Here is an 18,090-nt window from a genome sequence, read left to right as displayed (position 1 = left end):
AATATTTTTTTACTATTTTAAATTAACAATATCAAATATTTTTTCAAAAATATTAATACCTATATCTCCTAGCTTAGATATTGAAAATGTTTGTAGTGCAACCCCTAATGTTACAGATATTAGTATTGTTTTTACTAGATAAATTTTATTAATATTATAAATTATTAACAAAATCACACTTAAAACAATATAGAAACTTAATAATTGTAAGGATTTCTTTCTAAGCTTCATCCTTGTTTTTTCATTTTTTAAAGGTTTATTTTTAGATGGCACTGGGCATTTATTATAAAAAATATATATTGATAATACTAATATAATAACTATAAAAAATAGTAATCTATTGTAATCAAAAGTTTCAGATACATATTTTGTGCAAAATGCCAATGATGTTGATAAAATCAATCCAGATAAAGTGCATCTATTTGGTGTACTAGAATGTACACCTCCTGAATACCTTTTTAACGATGACGCTACTATGGATATTATCATTATTTCAAGTAGTACATTCAATACTATTCCAACTAATAAAGTGGCTATCAATGCTGTTGTCGTATGTATTATAAAAAATAAACCATAGTTTAAAACAGCTATTTCTTCATCATTTTTATCAAGTCTATTCCCTAAACCTTGAGCAATACTTGAAGATAGTTTTTCTACAAAGCTCATGCTAATCTCCTTTTAAAAACTTTTCATCATTCTTTTTTTCATAGATTTTATTATCATAATTATCATAACTAATATAGCTAAAGATGGTAACGTTGAAACTGCTCCACTAATAGTTTGATAATTAGTTAATATTTCAGGATTAATATTTATTATTTTTGTAGCTATAAAGTAATATATCCCCTCACTTAGTGCTAAAGCTATCCATATATTACAAGGAGCTATCACTACTTCCATAAAATTTTTCCCTGATACTTTGAAAAGAATTAATCCTAAAGCTATCATAGATAATAAACTATGAACACCAAAATTTATAGGCAAAGTTCTTATTAAAGTAACGATAATTCCATGAAAAAATCCATATTTTAAAACCTTAAGTTTATCTAATTTTAAATCTAGCAGTATAAAACTAGATAACATTAAAATTGTGCTTTCTGGTATTACTCTTAGTATTACGTATGCCAAAGATGAGTTCAACATTTTTCCACTTCCTTTTACTGTTCTCTTATGATTATAACACTTTTTTCCATATATGTAATTATTTATTACACTTTTTTGTAATATAATATTACTTAAATAAGATAAATTTCAGTTAGGATTTTCTATAAGTGCTTTTCACAGTAAAAAAGGTAATATGAAGATTAAATTAATCTTCATATTACCTTAACAATTAATTATCCTAATTAAACTAAATACTTATTTATAATTTCATTGAAATCGGAAGTTTGATTTACAATAAATTCATCATAAGTAATTCCTAATGCATCCACCTTCACAGCTAATTCATATAAAAACTTAGGAATATCATCTCTAGCTATATCACCTACTGCACTACCAAGCTTTGCATCATCTTTACCAAGCTTACCATTCATATGAATCTCAAATGCCTCTGTAACTACATCATTAATTCTTTTTTTCTTTCCAGCAAAACCAAGTAACCCTATTTGATGAGTCCCACATGAATTATTACACCCTGATATACGAAGTGATGGTAACACATCCTTATTAAATCCTTTTTCATTAAAATATGATAATATCTCATCTAATAAAGATTGACTCTTTGCAATACCTATTTGACATATAGGAACTCCTATACAAGCAGAGCTTTGCTCTAATTTAGTTTCACCACCAAGATTTTTAGTTATCTCTAATAAATCCTTAGCTTCATCTCCATTTAAATTTCTTATATACATTCCTTCACTCATAGAAAGTCTTATTTCTACATCTTCTACATTTTCTATTCTATCTAAGATAAGCTTTAATGTATCTAACTTCAATATTCCTCCAATCGGATGGAAGTACACTGTATATAACCCTTCTTGCTTTTGCTCTATTAATCTATTATTATTTAAATTTATCTTTACTCCAGATTTATTATACTCTTTTGGAGTAACCTCTAAATCTAAATTATTTTTCACTTTAACTTCAGCTAGGTGTTTTTTATAACACTCTAATGCTGATTCTTCACCCATTCTAGCAGTTATATATCTAGAACGAGCTTTATTTTTATTTAAATAATCCCCTTCTGCCATAAAGAAATTCGTTATGGCTTCAACATGATACAATACATCCTTAGTTTCTATTAATTCATCAAACTCTATAGCTTTTGCTGCATTTTTTCCAAGACCACCAGTTAAATAAACTTTAAAATAATCTTTGCCATCTTTTTTAGTAGCCATAAATCCTAAATCTGCAATACCTGCATTTCCAGTATCTTTATCACTACTAGAGAAGGATACCTTTAATTTTCTAGGCAATTTATAAGTAGTTATTTTATTCATAAAATGATTATTTACAGCTTGTGCATAAGGCGTAACATCAAAAACTTCTTCTTTATCTACACCTGATAATGGTGATATTGATACGTTTCTAGGGAAGTTTCCTCCTCCACCTCTAGTATATATTCCATTATTCATAGCTTCTTTCATAACATCACAAATCTCATCTATACTTAATCCATGAAGTTGTATAGCCTGACGAGTTGTTGTATGAACACTATCAAGATTTTTATCCTTGGCTAAATTATATACTAATTTTAATTCTTCTGTATTTAGTATACCCGATGGAATTCTAAGCCTTATCATAAACTCTTCCCCTCCACGATGTGCGTATACTCCCATTCCCCCAGAAGTAGCCTTGAAGTCTGCTGATGATACTTCCTTATTTTCAAACCTATGTCCTAGCTCTCTAAAGCTATCTATTTCCTCTAATAACATATTTTTTAAATGCTCCATGATATACTCCTTTTTCTGTAGTCTTCCTTTATTATAGTTTTATAAATTATATCATATATTTTTCCATTTTATTGTTATTAGAGTAACAATTATTCATTGAATATTCTTATGAATACTATTAACTTTTCCTATTATTTTGCAACTATCATAAATATAGACTTAGGCTTAAATGGAATTAGTTCTTTATCATTCCACACCTTCTTATATATATTTTTATCAACTTCTATATATGAAAATCCGCATCGCTTTAATATTTCTCTATCTAAACTAGGTCTACCTTCACCAGATAAATCTAAATCCCAACTTGAATCAAAATACACTAAAGTACCATCATCTTTTAAAACTCTCTTCCATTCTCTAAAAGCAGCATCAGGACTTTGCAGTTCCCAGGTTATTCTACTAGAAATAATAAGGTCAAAAGTTTTATCTTCAAAGTCCAATGCATTTTTATCCATTATTCTAAAATCAACTTTACCCTTACAATTATTTAGTTTTTCTTTAGCCTCATCAATATCCTTAGAATTTGGTTTTATAAGTGTAACTTCATGCCCTTCATCTGCCATAATCTTAGAAAAAAGAACATTTTGCATCCCTATATTTAAAATCTTTAATTCATTTTTCATTGTGACATTTTTTAATATAAGATTTTTTATAATTTCAGCTTTATATACACCCATATCTAAGTAACTAAAATCTAAATTTGAAGTTGATCCTTTATTCCAAAGTTTCTTTTCATTATCAAAAATGCTTCCCCTATATTCTGTGTAATCTCTCATAAATACCCCCATTTATATACTAAAAACCATGAAAATTTAAGTGTAATATTAACACTAAAATTTTCATGGCTTAATTTAAAAATCCTACTTTCAAGTAAGAGGGTATCATCAGAAATAATGTTTGTCAATTTAACTATTTCTTCTATTAAATGTACTAATATTGACTTTTCTCCATATTACATTATTAATTTACAATATAATCTCTTATATTTTTATATTATATGTATAATTTTATCTTAAAATTTTTATTCTTCTTCATCTAAATAACTTTCCCACTCTTCATAACTTCTACATCTTTTTTCGCCCATTTTATAATCTATAACAAAAGAAATTGTAAATAGCATAATTGCTTCAATAAGAATGTAAGTTAGACTTTCTGAATCTAGTATGTATGTAAAAATAACTTGCACAGTTGTAAATATCATCGAATCACATAAATAAGCAAAAACCCTTTTCATCTTTGCACCTTTAGTTTGCTCTGTTGGCAATCTTTTACCTAATATTGATTTTGGTAAATTCATTTCTTTATCATTTCTAGTAATTACTCTAAAGACAACAGCAATTATTAAAATTAATCCAATTTCCCAAGTACAATTTAAAATGTCTTTAGTAGTTATATATTTATATATACATTCTATTATTAAGTATAAAATTGTTATTTCAACACAAATTATCCCTGCTCTTCCCATTAACCTTTCTTGCATTTCATCAATTGCTTTATTTTTAATTATATTAAGCCTCATATTAACCCTCCTAAATGTCCTTTATTCTTCCCAGAATAATTCATCTAAAGTTTTTCCAAGTACCTTGCATATTGCTACACATAGTTTAATCGTAGGGTTATAATCTCCCTTCTCAATGGCATTCATAGTTTGTCTACTTACCCCTACCGATTCTGCTAAAGCTTTTTGTGTCATATCTTTTTCTGCTCTTGCTATTTTTATTTTTAGGTTCTTTGCCATTTTATCACCTCAGCTGTATATTAATATATATTTAAATAAATGTCAAATATATATTACTTTTATTAATTTATATTATACTTATTATTAATATATTGATATTATTTAATTTAATTATTTATCCATAGTTTTTATATATTGTATTTTCTTAGTACGCAAAAAAAGCAGCTTGTAGCTGCTCTTAGTCTAATATAATATTTTCTTTTATTATAGATATAATCATTATTATATAAATACTGAATATTGGATTACTGACATATAATATATACTCAAGTAAGTTAGCCATGTATAAAAAAGCCGTTCCTAATATAACTACTATTAATGAAAATATCTTTAAAATTAAATTACTTTTATTTTTTAAAAGATTATCATCTATTATTTTTTTATTATAAATAGGTTCTAATATATTTATACCAACAATACTAATGCCTGTATAAAATAATATTAAGCTTTTATAAAACTCTATATCTATAACTTCTGATAATAAAACAGTTGCCAGAAAAATAAATGCTGGTTTCATATAATCTAATTTAGATTTACACTTTCTTGTTATATTAGTTAAAGTTCCCAAAATAACATAGAAGTTTAAAAAAACAATAGAATGAATTATTTTACCTAATAACGATCCTGATACTAAAATTATTAATATCCCAATCAAGTTTTTTTTATTTTTATTTATTTTAGATACGTTTATATCATTAAATTTATTATTATAATTAGTTAATTCATCACTGAAAAAATAAGATGTGATTCCTTCAGACCATACGTTTGCCATTATATCCTCCCAAAAGCTGTTTTATATTAAATTAACATCATCTCAGATTTCATTCAATATCTTATGCAAAACTGGTCATTAACTATGCAAACTTAGTCATTTTTTAATATTTATCTTTATTTTTTAACAAACAATAGCACCTAAGTAATTAATTAGCTCTACTTTAAACTTTTTAATAGCATATTTACTTATAGGTATTTCTTTTCCTTTTATATAAATAGTATTTTTATTTAATGATTCAACCATTCTTAAGTTAACTATATAACTAGTATGGCATCTATAAAATCCCTTTCCTTGTAAAACCATTTCCATATTTTTCATAGACATCTTAACTCTATAAGATTTATCTTCTTCATGAATAATTAAATCTCTTCTGTCTGTTTCAATATATATTACTGAATCTAAATTAATCTTAATTAAAGTATTTTTAGTATTAAGAATTATGTTACTATTATTTTTACTTAAAAAGTTATCAATACATTCACTTAAATGCTTTTCTATAATCTCATAAGATATAGGTTTCATTAAATATCGATATGCTCTTACTTCATATCCTTCATGTACATAACCATTAGAAGAAGTAACAAATAATATTTCCACTTTACTATCAAATTCTCTTATTTTCCTTGATGTATCCATTCCTGTCATATCATTCATTAGTACATCTAAAAATAAAATATCTAGTTGTTCTGGATAATTTGAAACTAAATCTTCTCCAGATGAAAATTCATATATTTTAAATGATATTCCTCTTTCATCTAAGTATTTCGTCACAAATTCTATGAGAATTCTTCTTTGTAGTGAAATATCATCGCAAACCCCAATATGTAACTCCATAAAATCTCCTTTATAATATCATCCTGTATATAATTTTCTTTATATATAATTTACATCATTTCACATAACATATTCAAGTTATTATTTTATATCGTTAATTTAATCTATTATTATCTAAAAATAAGGTATGCTTAAAATAACCATATTCTAAACATACCCTACTTTGCTAATTAAATATAAAGTCACTATCTTCTAGTTCTTCATAGACTCCTTTTTGATATCCATTCCCCTTAGTAGAAAAGAAATCATGCGTTTTAGTTTCAACACTTAATCCATTTAAAACTATAGGATTAACAGGATCTACATCATAGAATTTATCAAAACCTAGATTTTCTAGAGCTTGATTTGCATTATATTTTAAGAAGTTAATAACTTCTTCTTCTAATTTACTTTCTTTATAAATTAATCTTGTGTAATCTATCTCATTTTCCATAAGGTCATTTAAAATAACATATAATCTTTTAGTAAGTAATAGCTTATCTGAATTTGAAAATTCATTGAATATCTCTTGTGCTAATAATCCAATATATTTTCCATGTAAAGACTCATCTCTTAAAATTAAAGATATAATCTCTCCACTTGCTACCATCTTACCTTGTCCTGCTAGATATAAAGGATAGAAAAATCCGCTATAAAATAAAAAGCTTTCAAGGAATACACTTGTAACCATTGATAAATATAGACTTTTTTTATCATTGGTATTCTCATATTGTTTTAATATCAACTCTGCTTTTCTTTGTAATGTTGGCTCTGTCTCTATCCACGTAAAAAGCTCTTCTATTTCAACCTTTGAAAGTAATGTTGTAAATATTGATGAGTAGCTTTTGGCATGAATTTCCTCCATAGTTCCCATAAAAGATAGTACAGCTTTTCTTTGTAAGTTATCCGTCAAACTCATCATAGACGGAATACCGTTATTACCTTGCTTTGTATCTAATAAAGTTAATCCTGCTAAAACTCTTTTATATAACTTTTTTTGATTTTCATCTAATTCAGACCAACATTTTAAATCTTTTGATATAGATATTTCTTCAGGTAACCAAAATTGCTTAACATTTTGATTCCAAAAAGTCTGTGTAAAATCATCATCTTCTACATTCCAGTTTACTGCTTTGTGTACAAATGTCATAACTATCATCCCTTCATAATTAATTGCGTATTTAAACTCTTAATTACATTTATTTTTATCTTATACTGAACATGATAAGCATTCATTGTCTGTTTCTCTTATCATCTTAGTTCTTGTGTAGTATAAACTTTTCAGTCCTTTTTTATATGCATAAATATAGTATCTAGCTATATCCCTAGTCGTCTTATCATCTGTTACAAATAGCGTAGTTGATATTCCTTGGTCCACATGATTTTGTACAGTTGCTACCATATCAATAACTTTAAACATATCTATTCTATATGCAGATTGATACCATAGTAAATTTTCATTAGTTAAGAATGGCATTGGGTATATAGTAGTTGAATCTCCATAAGTCCTAATTTCAATAGGTTCTGTAATTGGCATTATACTAGACGTTGAATTCTGAACATAACTTATACTTTGAGTTGGTGCAATAGCCATTAAGTATGCATTATATAGACCCTTTTCTTTAACTTCATCTAACAAGTTTGTCCAATCATCCTTTGTAGGAATATAAATTCCCTCAAATAGTTTTTTCACCTTATCACTCTTAGGTAAAAATTCTTCTTCATAATACTTACCTAAAACATCACTATTTCTTCCTTTTGCATATTCAGACATTTCAAAACCTTCGAAGGTTTTACCTTTTTCTATACTTAAATTCATAGATGATTTTATTGCATAATATCTTATTGCTGCAAAGAAAACATTAGCAAAATCTATTGCTTCTTCTGATGTATAAATAATATTTTCTTTCATAAGATATCCATGTAAATTCATAGCTCCTAATCCCACTGCATGAGATGCATTATTCCCATTAGCCACAGTTGGAACCTCTTTAATATTTGTTTTGTCTGAAACTATACTTAAACTTCTTATAGCAACATCTACTACATTTTCTATATCTTTATTTTTCATTACATTAGCAATATTTAAAGACCCTAAATTACAACTTATATCTTGTCCCCAATTATTATTGTTTCCATATCCTTGTATATCTGATGGAGTTTGATATTGGAATATTTCGCAACATAAATTAGACATCTTTATAATACCCTTGTCCTTTAGAACATGTTCTTTATTTGCAGTATCAATAAACATAACATAAGGATAACCACTTTCTTGTTGAGTTTGTGCTATTCTAGTTAGATATTGTCTTGGATTTATTTCTTTCTTCTTTATATCTTCGTCATTAGCTAATTTGTCATACCATTCGTTCATATCTATATCATCAAGATGAACACCATACTTTTTATAAACCGAATTAGGATAAAATGCATAAGCTACTTCATTTTTCTCTGCCAATTCCATAAACTTATCAGGTATAATTGCTCCTATTGATAAATTAGTAAGTCTTATTTTTTCATCTGCATTTATCTTCTTAGTATCCATTAAAAGTTCAAAATCAGGATGAAGAACATTTAAGTATACAGCACCTGCACCTTGTCTAGCACCCATTTGATTAAAGTAGCTAAATGATTGTTCTAACATCTTAGCAACTCCCACAACACCTCCAGCTGCTCCTTCTATGTCTTTTATAGCTTCACCACTAGCTCTTAGTCTACTTAAATTTAATGCAACTCCTCCACCAATTTTAGATAAGTGATTAGCTGAAGCAACTGCATAAGAAATCCCCTCACAACTATCTTCAATAGAAATTAAAAAACAACTTACCATCTCACCAGCTCTAGCCCTTCCAGCATTTAAAAATGTTGGTGTTGCTGGTTGAAATTCTTGCTTTATTAACTTTTCAGCAAGGTTCATAGCAAAGTCTTCATCGCCATTAGAAAGTGCTAAAGATACAATTAATATCTTATCCTCATAGCTTTCTAATATTTCTTTTCCATCATTGCTTTTTAACGCATAATTTTCAAAGAACTTGCTAGCACTCATATAAGACTGAAATTTAAAGTCTTGACTCTTTATAAATCTATAAAGTTTTTCTATATAAACATCACTGTACTGTTTTATTACTTCTTCTGAATAATAATTATTTTTTACTAAATAATCTATTTTTTCCTTAATCGTACTAAATGCCTTCATTCTTTTCTTAATAGAATATTCAAGGTATGCTTCTAAAGCTTCTTTATCTTTATCTAATTGATATTTTCCATAATTATCTCTAACAATAACCTGATTATTAAGTTCTATCCAATTCATGTCTATGTATCCCACCTTTATTTAATTGATTATAATCAAATCCATTTAAAACTTATTAAAATCATTTTTTATTACTTCAATTTATTACCCCAAAATAAAAGAAAAAATCTAATTTTACGCACAAAAAAAAGCCCCCATTTCTATGGTGACTTGTACCCCTTGCAAATACTAATTTGTTAATAAAAAAACTTTTAAATTTTTTTATTAAAAATGATATATTACGCAATATATTGTTGTTTATCTTCTTACTAAATACTATATATAGTATTTTCTTTTATTATTCATAGTACTTAATAACTATTAGTTAATATCATTAAACTTCACTTCTAAAACTAAAAAAGTGCCTTAATAAAAGTTAACCAGATACGCCAAGCGAAGGTGTTCGAATATCCAGAACTTTTATCTAAGCACTTTTTTACTACTCTTCTATATTAACTTCTATATTTAATTCTTCTAGTTGAGCTGTATCAGCAACAGCTGGAGCATTTGTCATTGGACAAACAGCACTTTGATTTTTAGGGAATGCTATAACATCTTTGATGTTAGTAGTTCCAGTAAGTATCATTGTAAGTCTATCAAGACCGAAAGCTATACCTGCATGAGGAGGAGTTCCGTACTTGAATGCATCTAATAAGAATCCAAACTTCTCTTGAGATTCTTCTTCATCCATTCCAAGTGCAGCGAACATTTTCTTTTGAACATCAGAATTGAATATTCTAACACTTCCTCCACCTACTTCGTAACCATTGATTACTATATCGTAAGCTTTAGCTCTTAAAGAAGCTTTATCATCTCCGTCAAGTTTATCTATATCTTCATCCATTGGTGATGTGAATGGATGGTGTTTAGCTATAAATCTTCCTGTTTCTTCATCTTCTTCGAATAATGGGAACTCTGTTACCCATAACATTTTATAAACGCTATTATCTAATAGGTCTAATCTTCTAGCAACTTCTAGTCTAACTTGACCTAGAGCATCAAATACTACTGTATCTTTATCAGCTACAAATAGTAATAAGTCTCCTTCTTTAGCATTCATTCTATCTAATATATTTGTTAATTCTTCTTCTGAGAAGAACTTAGCTATTGGAGAAGTTACTTCTTTATTAGCGCCAACTTTCATCCAAGCAAGACCTTTAGCCTTATAAGTTTTAGCATGATCTTCTAATTTACCTATTTGCTTTTTAGTAAATTCTTCAGCTTTACCTTCAACATTTATACCTCTAACACTAAAACCAGGCTTTGTAGCATTAGCAAATACTCCAAATCCACAATCTTTTACTATGTCAGATATATTAGTTAACTCATATCCAAATCTAGTATCTGGCTTATCAGAACCATATCTTTCCATAGCCTCTGCATAAGTCATAACTGGAAGTGGTAGCTCTACATCTACGTTTAATATTTCTTTGAATAGTACTTGAACCATCTTTTCCATTATTTCCATAACATCTGATTGCTCAACAAATGACATTTCACAGTCTATTTGAGTGAACTCAGGTTGTCTATCAGCTCTTAAGTCTTCATCTCTGAAACACTTAACTATTTGGAAGTATCTATCCATTCCACTTACCATTAATAATTGTTTAAATAATTGTGGAGATTGTGGTAACGCATAGAATTTACCAGGGTTAACTCTACTTGGTACTAAGTAATCTCTAGCTCCTTCTGGAGTTGGTTTTATTAAGAAAGGAGTTTCTATTTCAAAGAAGTTATTTGAACTTAAGTAGTTTCTTACTATGTTAGCTATTCTACTTCTTGTCATTAACTTTTGTTGCATAGATGGCTTTCTTAAATCTAAGTATCTATATTTTAATTTTAATTCTTCAGAAACATTGTCGTCATCTTTTATATAGATAGGAGGAGTTTCTGATTTATTTAATACTTTTAAGCTTGTTGCAACTATTTCTATATCACCAGTCGGTAAGTTAGGGTTCTTAGAAGATCTTTCACTTACTTTACCAGTTACAGCTATTACATATTCAGAACCTAATTTTTCTGCTTTTGCGAATGCTTCAGCATCTACATCAGTATCAAATATTATTTGACATAATCCACTTCTATCTCTTAGATCTACGAATACTAATCCACCTAAGTTTCTTTTCTTTTGTACCCATCCCATAAGTACAACTTCTTCATCTATGTTTGTAGCTCTTAAGTCACCACAATAGTGAGTTCTCTTTAATCCATTTAAAGTCTCCACTTATAGTCCTCCTTTAATTGTTAATATAGGAAAACCTATATTATAATTTTTGATGCGCGTATTGTTTGTTATGTTATATTTTTGTTATGGTTGTTATTTGTTTACTTTACTTAGTATAAAGTTTATTTTAAATTTAATCAATATAACGCTATTCATATTAGCATTATTTCGTATTAATTATATTTAGTTGTTATAAAAAATTTATAATCTATTTTTTAATTCTTCTACTAATTCACTTAATTTAACAGTTATTTGTTCTGATGTTTTCATATTTTTTAGCGTTGCACTGTCATTTGCTAGTTCATCTTCACCTATTACTATTGTGAATTTAGCGTTTATTTTATCTGAGTATTTAAATTGTGCTTTTACACTTCTATCTAAGTGATCACTGTCAGCACTAATGTGATTGTATCTTAAGTCTTTTAATAGCTTGAAGCTCTTAGTTTTAGCTTCATCACCTATTGTTACTATGTATATATCTGTTGATTGTGGGTTTTCTATTTCTATATTGTTGTTTTCCATAGTTAATAATAATCTTTCAACACCTAGACCAAATCCTATACCACTTGTTCCCTTTGGCCCACCTATTTGTTCAACTAGTCCATCGTATCTTCCTCCACCACAAACTGTACTTTGAGATCCTATATCATTAGATATTATTTCAAATGCAGTTTTTTTGTAGTAGTCAAGACCTCTAACTATTGTTTTATCAACTATAAAGTTAACATCCATTTCTGTTAAGTATTTTTGTAATTTTTCAAAATGATCTTTACAATCATCACATATATGGTCAATCATAAAAGGTACATCTTGTAAATTCTCTTGGCAAGTTGGATTTTTACAATCTATAACTCTCATAGGATTTTTATCTTTTCTATCTAAGCAAGTAGCACATAATACATCTGATTTTGCATCTAAGTATTCTTTTAATTTAGCATTGTACTCTGCTCTACAAGTTGGACATCCAACTGAGTTTATACTAACTGCTAAATCTTTAAGTCCTACTTCATTGAAGAATTGTATAGCTAAAGATATTACCTCTGCATCTAAAGAAGGGTTATCGCTACCTATTGCTTCAACTCCAAATTGGTGGAATTGTCTTTGTCTACCTGCTTGTGGTCTTTCATATCTAAAACAAGGTGTTATATAGAATAACTTTGTTGGCTGAGCATCAGAATATAATTTATTTTCTATAAATGCTCTTATTACACCAGCAGTTCCTTCTGGCTTTAAAGTTATATCCCTTTCCCCCTTATCTTGGAATGAGTACATTTCTTTTTGAACTATATCAGTAGTGTCTCCAACGCTTCTTTTAAATAATTCTGTATGTTCGAATATTGGAGTTCTCATTTCCTCATATCCGTATAATCCACATATTTCTCTAAATTTGTTTTCTACATAATTCCATTTGTATGACTCTTTTGGAGTTATGTCTTTTGTTCCTCTAGGTGCTTTAGTTAGCATTCTTTAGAACCTCCTCTTTCTTTCTATCAATCATTTCTTCTACTCTATCTATGTATTGCTCAACGTTCTTCACGTTTTCTACTCTTTCAATTCGATCCTCATCAACATATACAAACTTAGATATAGAACCAGCTCCTAATGCATAGTTGCTTTGTTTTTCTTCCATTATTTGCATATTGTAGATGCATTCGTATCCTTCCTTAGCATAACCTATATTTTCAAGATTTCCAAGCATTTGCTTTTGACGATACATATAATATGGATTAAGATTCATTTCTTTTGCATATTCCATTGATAAATCAATCATCTTGACCATCTCTTCATATTGAGTAAGTACATACTCGTCCATCTTTTCTTTTAACTTAGATGCTCTTTTTATTGCTAAAGTGTGAACAGTTAAACTTTCTGGAGATAGTTTTTTAATTTCTTCTAAAGTATTTCTTACCATCTCAACATTTTCACCTTCAAGACCTAGGATTAAGTCCATATTTATGTTATCAAATCCTATTTCTCTAGCTAAGTTAAAAGCTTCTTTTATTTCTTCAACACTATGACCACGTCCTATTTTATCTAAAGTTTCTTGGTTCATAGTTTGAGGATTTATACTTATTCTAGTAACATTGTTTTTCTTTAAACATTCTAGTATTTCTCTATTTATAGTATCTGGTCTTCCAGCTTCTACTGTAAACTCTTTTATCTTACTTAAATCTAATTCTTTAAATAAAGCCTTTATTAATATGTCCATTTCATCTGCATCTAAAGTAGTAGGCGTTCCACCACCAATATATAAAGTTTCTATTTCTTTATTAGTTTCTTGAAGTAATTTTGCTAGTCCTTTTATCTCTATTATTAACTTTTCAAGATAATTTTTCTTTAAATGTCCAAATTGTTTTAAAGGATTTGCAGGGAATGAACAGTAATAACATCTTGTTGGACAAAATGGAATACTTACATATAAAGAAATCTTATTTTCATCTATAGGGTAAATAAATTTTCTTTCCCTTTTTGCAATATTTAAAGCTAAATCTATTTTTTCATCACTAATTAAATAATTAGTTTTTAGATTTTCTCTAATATCTTCTTCACTTAAGTTTTTATCAAGGAGAGTGTGCACTATCTTCACAGGCCTTATACCTGTAAGTATTCCCCAAGGAACATAAGAATTAAACTTCTTCATTAAAACATTATACATGCTTCTCTTAATTGTTTCCTTAGTAACCTTCTTAATCTCCTGTTCTGATAAACCTTCTATATTTCTATGATCAAGGGAATCATAAATAACCTGATAATTTTCAAGGTAAACAGTCTTAGAAAATACCTTATCATTATAAAAAACAACACTATTTTCTAACATCATTCCTACATCTTTATTATCAACGAACTTAAATTGAGTAGTAAATAACTTTATCAGTTCAGCCACTTCATACTTATAATCATGACCCTTTAAAATTACACCTAACATAACGTCTTCTCCTTCTCTTTTTTACCACGAAACTTCTAATTTCATATTATGTGTTATAGAGAAGAAGGTCACAGATGGTCAAAACTTATATTCAACCACCCTATTACCTAAACTACCCCATGTATGGATTAGTAAGCTTCTCTATCTCAATTGTAGAACTTGGTCCGTGACCTGGATAGATTATTGTATTTCCGTTATAGTTTTTTAGTTTATTAAGAGATTTAGTCATTTGCTTGAAATCTCCGCCATAGAAATCTGTTCTTCCTATACTTCCAGCAAATAGAGTATCTCCTGTAAACATATGATCACCTACTTTTATACACATTCCACCTGGTGTATGCCCTGGTGTATGAATAAATGTAAGTCTAAGTTCTCCTAATTCTAATCTATCTTTATCTTTAACATAGACATCAGCATCAAACTCTTGAGGGCCACATGGGAACCTAACACTTAAGTTTTTCTTTCTGTCTATCAAAAGTTCCTCTTCATTTTCATGAGCCACTATTTTTGCATTTGTTTCAGCTTTTAACTTATTTACATTTGCTATATGGTCTGCATGGCCATGAGTTAATATTATATACTCAACAGTAAATTTTCTATTTCTTACTGCTGATAATATATCTATAAGACTTGCTCCTGGGTCTATTATTGCACATTTATTACTTTTTTCATCACCTAATAAATATGTGTTTTCACCCATAAATCTATCTTCTATTGTTTCTATTATCATTTTATTTTCCCCCTAGAACGATTTACTTGAATCTAATAATATAGTCACTGGTCCATCATTAGTTAAGTCAACCATCATATGAGCTCCGAACTGTCCAGTTCCAACATTTATCCCTTCTGCTTTTACTCTTTCTATAAATTCCTCATATAAAGGAGTTGCATGTTCTGGTCTAGCTGCTGTAGAAAAACTAGGTCTTCTACCTTTTCTACAATCACCATATAAAGTAAATTGAGAAACTACTAAAAGTTCTCCTCCTATATCTTTTAGAGATAAATTCATTTTTTCATTTTCATCTTCGAAAATTCTTAAGTTTAAAGTTTTATCTATAATATAGTCTACATCTTTAGATGTATCTTCATGAGTTACCCCTAATAAAACAAGTAAACCTTTATTTATTTCTCCTGTAACCTGACCTTCTACAGTTACCTTAGAAGAAGATACTCTTTGTACTACTGCTCTCATTTCGTTCCTCCTAATTTTTTACTCTATATATTTCTTCAACACCTGGGATTGCTTTTATTTTTCTCATTAATTCTTTTAATTCATTTATGTTATTAACTTCGATTAATAAATTTATATTAACAACCTCTTCTTTTCCTTTTCTAGCATTTATCCCGTTAAGTCCAGCTTTATCTACAGCTACCATATGAGTTATATCATTTATTATACCTTTTCTATCTGCTGCTTTAATTTGGATTTCACCTTCAAATTTACCTCTTTCAGAATCAGCCCACGCTACATTTATTAATCTATTTTTAAATAATTCACCTTCTTGTTGAGCATTTACACAGTCTTTTCTATGAATTGCTACTCCTCTTCCTTTAGTTATATAGCCTATAATTTCATCACCAGGAAGTGGATTACAACATTTAGCAAACCTTATTAATATATTATCTAATCCTTCAACTATAACACCTTGACAGTTGTTTTTCTTTCTCTTTTTCTTATATTCAGCATCACTTAGATTATGCTTTTCAAACTCTTCTTCTTTTGATTTAGCATTATCTTTTTGTTGTTTCTTAATTTCTTTTATATAATAATCTCTAAGTTTAGGAACAACTTGAGATACCATTATTCCACCATATCCAATAGTTGCAACTAAATCCTCCACACTTGGCTGATTAAGCTTTTTAGCTATTTGAAGCATGTATTTTTCAAGGGCTGAGTCTTTTAAAGGTAATCCATATTTTTTAAATTCCTTTTCTAAAAGTTCTAAACCTCTCTCAATATTTTCTTCTCTTCTTTCTTTCTTAAACCATTGTCTTATTCTACTTTTTGCATTTGGAGTCTTAACAATATTTAGCCAGTCCCTACTTGGTCCATTAGAATTTGATGAAGTCAATATTTCAACTATATTACCATTTTGAAGCTTATAATCTATTGGAACTATTTTCCCATCTATTTTTGCACCTACACATTTATTACCTACATTTGTATGCACTCTGTATGCAAAATCTATAGGTGTAGCCCCTGCAGGCATCTCTACTACATCACCTTTTGGAGTAAATACATAAACTTGGCTATTGAATACATCTTCTTTTAAAGCATCTAAGAATTCATGTGGGTCTTTTAGATCTTTTTCCCACTCCATCATTTGTCTTAACCATTGAAGTTTCTCTTGTACTGTATCTTCTTTTACGTTAGTTTTTCCTTCTTTGTATTTCCAGTGAGCAGCAATACCACATTCTGCTATTGTATGCATCTCTACAGTTCTTATTTGAATTTCAACAGGTTCCCCATTAGGACCTATTACTGTAGTATGAAGTGATTGATACATATTAGGTTTTGGCATCGCAATATAATCTTTAAAACGTCCTGGCATTGGTTTCCATAATGTATGAACAAGTCCAAGAACAGCATAACAATCTTTCACTGTATCAACGATTATTCTTACAGCAGTTAAATCAAATATCTCTTCAAAGCTTTTATGCTTATCTTTCATTTTTCTATAAATACTGTAAAAATGCTTAGGTCTACCGTATACATCACAATGTATATTTACTTCATCTATTTTTTTACTTAGTAATTCAACTATTTGTTCTATATAAGCTTCTCTTTGACTTCTCTTTATAGCTACTTTATCAACTAAATCATAGTATCCTTCTGGATCAGTATATCTTAAAGCTAAATCTTCTAATTCTAACTTAATTTTAGATATCCCTAATCTATTAGCTATACCACCGTAAATTTCTAATGTTTCTTTAGCTTTTGATTTCGCTTTTTCAGGAGACATGTATTTTAATGTTCTCATATTATGAAGTCTATCAGCTAACTTTATAAGAATTACTCTTATATCTTTTGCCATAGCAAGAAACATTTTTCTTAAATTCTCTGCTTGTGTTTCTTCTTTTGACTGGTATTTTATTTGACCTAGTTTTGTTACTCCATCAACTAAATCTGCAACTTCTTTACCAAACTCTTTTTCTATATCTTCATAAGTATATTCAGTATCTTCTACTACATCATGTAAAAGTCCTGCCGTTATTGTTTCTATATCTAATTCCATTGAGGCCAAAATATGCGCTACTGCTATTGGATGTATAAAGTAAGGTTCCCCAGATTTTCTAAATTGCCCTTCATGAGCTTTCTTCCCAAAGTAATAAGCTTTTTCCACTAGCTCCACATTAGCATTTGGAGCATATTTTTTTATTTGTTCAACTAATTCTTGTAGCTGTTTATCATGCATAATACCACC

General features: G+C 28.4%; 16 protein-coding genes. All 16 read right to left on the bottom strand.

Annotation, left to right across the window (positions count from 1 at the left end):
• Positions 1 to 12 precede the first annotated feature (12 nt).
• A complete protein-coding gene (locus H8923_RS12520; protein ID WP_153971813.1) occupies positions 13 to 666 on the bottom strand; it encodes an accessory gene regulator ArgB-like protein in 654 nt (217 codons plus the stop codon).
• Between the two features lie 12 nt (positions 667 to 678).
• On the bottom strand, positions 679 to 1,143 hold the full coding sequence (locus H8923_RS12515; RefSeq protein WP_153971814.1) for a hypothetical protein: 465 nt from the start codon (positions 1,141 to 1,143) through the stop codon (positions 679 to 681).
• Between the two features lie 203 nt (positions 1,144 to 1,346).
• Positions 1,347 to 2,897: a nitrite/sulfite reductase gene (locus H8923_RS12510; protein ID WP_153971815.1), complete on the bottom strand. Its 1,551-nt coding sequence runs from the start codon at positions 2,895 to 2,897 to the stop codon at positions 1,347 to 1,349.
• Positions 2,898 to 3,028: 131 nt separating this feature from the next.
• Positions 3,029 to 3,673, bottom strand: coding sequence for a class I SAM-dependent methyltransferase (locus H8923_RS12505; protein WP_172976725.1), 645 nt, complete (start codon positions 3,671 to 3,673; stop codon positions 3,029 to 3,031).
• A gap of 245 nt (positions 3,674 to 3,918) precedes the next feature.
• Complete coding sequence (locus H8923_RS12500; RefSeq protein WP_153971817.1) at positions 3,919 to 4,416, bottom strand: hypothetical protein; 498 nt, start codon at positions 4,414 to 4,416, stop codon at positions 3,919 to 3,921.
• Between the two features lie 21 nt (positions 4,417 to 4,437).
• Positions 4,438 to 4,635: a helix-turn-helix transcriptional regulator gene (locus H8923_RS12495; RefSeq protein ID WP_153971818.1), complete on the bottom strand. Its 198-nt coding sequence runs from the start codon at positions 4,633 to 4,635 to the stop codon at positions 4,438 to 4,440.
• Between the two features lie 178 nt (positions 4,636 to 4,813).
• The gene (locus H8923_RS12490; RefSeq protein ID WP_153971819.1) at positions 4,814 to 5,407 is read right to left on the bottom strand and encodes a hypothetical protein; all 594 of its coding nucleotides are present in this window, start codon (positions 5,405 to 5,407) and stop codon (positions 4,814 to 4,816) included.
• 123 nt (positions 5,408 to 5,530) lie between these two features.
• Positions 5,531 to 6,244, bottom strand: coding sequence for a LytR/AlgR family response regulator transcription factor (locus H8923_RS12485; protein WP_153971820.1), 714 nt, complete (start codon positions 6,242 to 6,244; stop codon positions 5,531 to 5,533).
• A 166-nt stretch (positions 6,245 to 6,410) separates the two neighbouring features.
• The gene (gene nrdF, locus H8923_RS12480) at positions 6,411 to 7,373 is read right to left on the bottom strand and encodes a class 1b ribonucleoside-diphosphate reductase subunit beta (protein WP_153971821.1); all 963 of its coding nucleotides are present in this window, start codon (positions 7,371 to 7,373) and stop codon (positions 6,411 to 6,413) included.
• Positions 7,374 to 7,433: 60 nt separating this feature from the next.
• Positions 7,434 to 9,536: a class 1b ribonucleoside-diphosphate reductase subunit alpha gene (gene nrdE, locus H8923_RS12475; protein ID WP_153971822.1), complete on the bottom strand. Its 2,103-nt coding sequence runs from the start codon at positions 9,534 to 9,536 to the stop codon at positions 7,434 to 7,436.
• 418 nt (positions 9,537 to 9,954) lie between these two features.
• Positions 9,955 to 11,739, bottom strand: a complete 1,785-nt coding sequence (aspS, locus tag H8923_RS12470) for an aspartate--tRNA ligase (RefSeq protein WP_187127939.1) — start codon at positions 11,737 to 11,739, stop codon at positions 9,955 to 9,957.
• Positions 11,740 to 11,940: 201 nt separating this feature from the next.
• Positions 11,941 to 13,203, bottom strand: a complete 1,263-nt coding sequence (hisS, locus tag H8923_RS12465; RefSeq protein ID WP_153971823.1) for a histidine--tRNA ligase — start codon at positions 13,201 to 13,203, stop codon at positions 11,941 to 11,943.
• The gene (gene hemZ, locus H8923_RS12460; RefSeq protein WP_153971824.1) at positions 13,193 to 14,665 is read right to left on the bottom strand and encodes a coproporphyrinogen dehydrogenase HemZ; all 1,473 of its coding nucleotides are present in this window, start codon (positions 14,663 to 14,665) and stop codon (positions 13,193 to 13,195) included. The genes hisS and hemZ overlap by 11 nt, the downstream gene beginning before the upstream one ends.
• 112 nt (positions 14,666 to 14,777) lie before the next feature.
• Positions 14,778 to 15,395: an MBL fold metallo-hydrolase gene (locus tag H8923_RS12455; RefSeq protein WP_153971825.1), complete on the bottom strand. Its 618-nt coding sequence runs from the start codon at positions 15,393 to 15,395 to the stop codon at positions 14,778 to 14,780.
• Positions 15,396 to 15,407: 12 nt separating this feature from the next.
• On the bottom strand, positions 15,408 to 15,857 hold the full coding sequence (gene dtd / locus H8923_RS12450) for a D-aminoacyl-tRNA deacylase (protein WP_153971826.1): 450 nt from the start codon (positions 15,855 to 15,857) through the stop codon (positions 15,408 to 15,410).
• Positions 15,858 to 15,867: 10 nt separating this feature from the next.
• Positions 15,868 to 18,081: a RelA/SpoT family protein gene (locus H8923_RS12445; RefSeq protein ID WP_153971827.1), complete on the bottom strand. Its 2,214-nt coding sequence runs from the start codon at positions 18,079 to 18,081 to the stop codon at positions 15,868 to 15,870.
• Between the last annotated feature and the right edge of the window lie 9 nt (positions 18,082 to 18,090).

The organism is Romboutsia faecis, from assembly GCF_014323405.1.
Classification (GTDB): Bacteria; Bacillota; Clostridia; order Peptostreptococcales; family Peptostreptococcaceae; genus Romboutsia_E; species Romboutsia_E faecis.
This window is presented reverse-complemented; position numbering and strand designations above follow the sequence as displayed.